Source organism: Caballeronia sordidicola (genome assembly GCF_002220365.1).
Classification (GTDB): domain Bacteria; phylum Pseudomonadota; class Gammaproteobacteria; order Burkholderiales; family Burkholderiaceae; genus Caballeronia; species Caballeronia sordidicola_C.
In genome coordinates, this window is sequence record NZ_MTHB01000221.1 from 1 (window position 1) to 2,877 (window position 2,877).

2 protein-coding genes and 1 pseudogene are annotated in these 2,877 nt (G+C 55.6%); 2 read left to right on the plus strand and 1 reads right to left on the minus strand.

The window, feature by feature from the left end:
- Positions 1 to 748 (minus strand): annotated as a pseudogene (locus tag BSU04_RS48095) (IS3 family transposase); the annotation flags it as partial.
- Between the two features lie 752 nt (positions 749 to 1,500).
- On the opposite strand from BSU04_RS48095, the gene grpE reads away from it, so the two are divergent.
- Positions 1,501 to 2,079 carry a nucleotide exchange factor GrpE gene (gene grpE, locus BSU04_RS30755; protein WP_373452892.1) on the plus strand — a complete coding sequence of 193 codons (579 nt, stop codon included), beginning with the start codon at positions 1,501 to 1,503 and terminating at the stop codon, positions 2,077 to 2,079.
- A 283-nt stretch (positions 2,080 to 2,362) separates the two neighbouring features.
- On the plus strand, positions 2,363 to 2,877 hold a 515-nt coding region (locus BSU04_RS30760; RefSeq protein ID WP_179258488.1), incomplete at its 3' end, for an Hsp70 family protein.

Consider the following 2,877-nt stretch of genomic DNA (forward strand, 5'->3'; position numbering starts at 1 on the left):
CGGTGCGCTAAAACACGACGGCTAGCCCAATCGATCACAGCAGTCAGATATACGAAGCCCTGTGCCATAGGCACGTAGGTCGTGTCCAGTGCGAACACCTGATTGCTGCGCTCGATCTTCCGATCGCGCAGCAGGTACGGCCAGATCTTGTGCGCCAGATGTTTGCGGCTCAGGTTCGGCTTGCGATACAGCGCCTCAATGCCCATTTTGCGCATCAACGTGCCGACGTGCTTGCGTCCGACCACTATGCCCTCTCGCTTGAGCAGGCGCATCAGCATGCGCGCGCCGGCAAACGGATGCTCCAGGTGCAACTCGTCGATGCGGCGCATGAGCGCCAGATCCGCGCCACTGACTGGGCTCGGCGCGTAGTACGCACTGGATCGGCTGATGCCGACTAGCTTGACTTGCCGGGAAACCGGCAAGGGGTGGGCACGATCAATCATTTCTTTCCGCTCAGCAGGCCTGCCTTGCCGAGCGCGCCGGATAAAAAATCGTTCTCCAGCGCCAATTGGCCGATCTTTGCGTGCAGCGTCTTCAGATCCACCGGCGGCTCACTGACGGGCGCGCCCGCCGCGCCGAACACATCGGCCGCTCGCTCTTGCAACTGCCGCTTCCATTCCGTGATCTGGTTCGGATGAACCTCAAACTGCTGCGCCAATTCTGCCAGAGTGCGCTCCCCACGTACTGCTGCCAGTGCCACCTTCGCCTTGAACGCCGCTGAGTGCGTGCGCCGGGTTCTCTTCGTCATCGTCTGGTTTCCTTTGTAGCCATTATGCCAATCTCAGAACCCAGCGATTCCACCTAACCGACTGTCCAGATTCCCGGAGCCACCTCTAAGCCATCTCCCCACGATAATAAGCATAGTCCCCGGAGCCCCGCAGCGAGAGGATCGGAAACTACTCAGGCCTAAACATGTGACATCGAACTCCGGACGGTGAGTGAAACTAGCCCCGGATTCTTGCGACGCTCTTTTTCAGGCTGATCACTCCCGCCTCCTACTTAATGCCATCAAAATCATATTCATGTAGGCCGCGACGTCTCGCTGTGCTTGTTTTCAGGAGTCGGAAAGCTGCCAATATCATTCGCTAGCCGCGATCGGTACGGGCGTGCTAAAGCGGTTTCAACTTTTGACGAACTCTCGCGCGTAACACTCTCGCGCGTAACACGTAACACCTCACACAGCTTTGGATCGTTGGGTGAAAGACGACAAACCAGCTCCCGTCAAGCATCTCGGCCAGACCGCGAAGGCTGAGTTCGTCGCGCAGGTGCCATCAAACGCACAGAATGACGATCGTGCAATGAAGATGCCAGTTCGTCTACAACCTGCCCGCGCTCTTCGGTTTTCTCACCACCAATGACTTACGAGTTGGGATTGAATGCTCTCCCGACTGAGTAGTTTCCGATCCTTCCATGCAAGGGACTATCACAACTAAGATAACGGTGTCGACCATCCGAGTCGATTTCTAGTTCGATTTCATCCTTAGAGAAGTCTCGAGTGAAGTGGAAACAATGCCAGAAAATTCTGCTAACCAGCCTCCCATGAGCTCCTCCGCTACGGACGCTGAATCTATCCAGCAGCCCGACGCGCCAGACGGCCTCTGCGAACCGCAAGCTCGTGCCCTCTCTGAAACTAGAGCGCTGCTTGCGGAAGCACAAGCTGCAGCTACATCGTTACAGGAAGAATTTTTGCGCGCGAAAGCCGAGACAGAAAACGTGCGGCGCCGGGCGCGGGAAGACGTGCAGAAGGCCCACAAATTCGCTATTGAAAACTTTGCTGAGAATCTGCTACCCGTGCTCGATAGCTTGGAGGCGGCGCTCGCACATTCATCTAATGACCTCGAGAAGGTGCGCGAGGGCATTGAAATCACACTGCGGCAGTTGACCGGCGCATTTGAAAAGGGCCGCATTGTTGAAGTGAATCCTGTCGGCGAAAAGTTCGATCCGCATGTGCATCAGGCGATATCGATAGTGCCGGCTGATCAAGAACCTAACACGGTTGTGAAGGTGCTGCAAAAAGGCTATGTGATCGCCGGGCGCATGCTGCGTCCGGCCCTTGTGACGGTTGCCGCCCCGACGTAAAGCTCTTGTTTGGACGAATTGATGTCATTTCTATATCACGCGGTGTGAAAGTCGATTGCTGTTTGCCAACATGACTTTTTGTTGCAGACGGATTCCGGGAGGAAAGCTTCAAATTAGCTGGATAAATGCGGGAGCGCGTCGGTCTTTGCTATTGAGCAAGATGCGAACGCTCCAACTTGGCGTACAGGGTTAAATTTTAAGCGGCCGCATGTAGGTTCAACGAGAAATCCGATAAACCTACAATGCGGGAAGCACTGCAATCAAAGTCAGGAGAGTGATAAAAATGGGCAGAATCATTGGTATCGATCTGGGCACGACGAACTCGTGCGTCGCGATCATGGAAGGCAACACGGTCAAGGTGATTGAGAACGCGGAAGGCACGCGCACCACGCCGTCGATCATTGCTTATGTGGATGACAACGAAATTCTCGTCGGCGCGCCGGCGAAGCGTCAGTCGGTCACGAACCCGAAGAACACGTTGTACGCAGTCAAACGGCTGATCGGTCGCCGGTTCGACGAAAAAGAAGTGCAAAAGGACATCGCGTTGATGCCTTACAAGATCGTGCGCGCCGACAACGGCGACGCCTGGGTCGAAGCCCGCGATCAAAAACTGGCACCGCCGCAAATCTCGGCTGAAGTGCTGCGCAAGATGAAGAAGACCGCTGAAGACTATCTCGGCGAAGAAGTGACTGAAGCCGTCATTACGGTTCCGGCTTACTTTAACGACAGCCAGCGTCAGGCTACGAAAGACGCGGGCCGTATCGCCGGTCTGGACGTGAAGCGCATCATCAACGAACC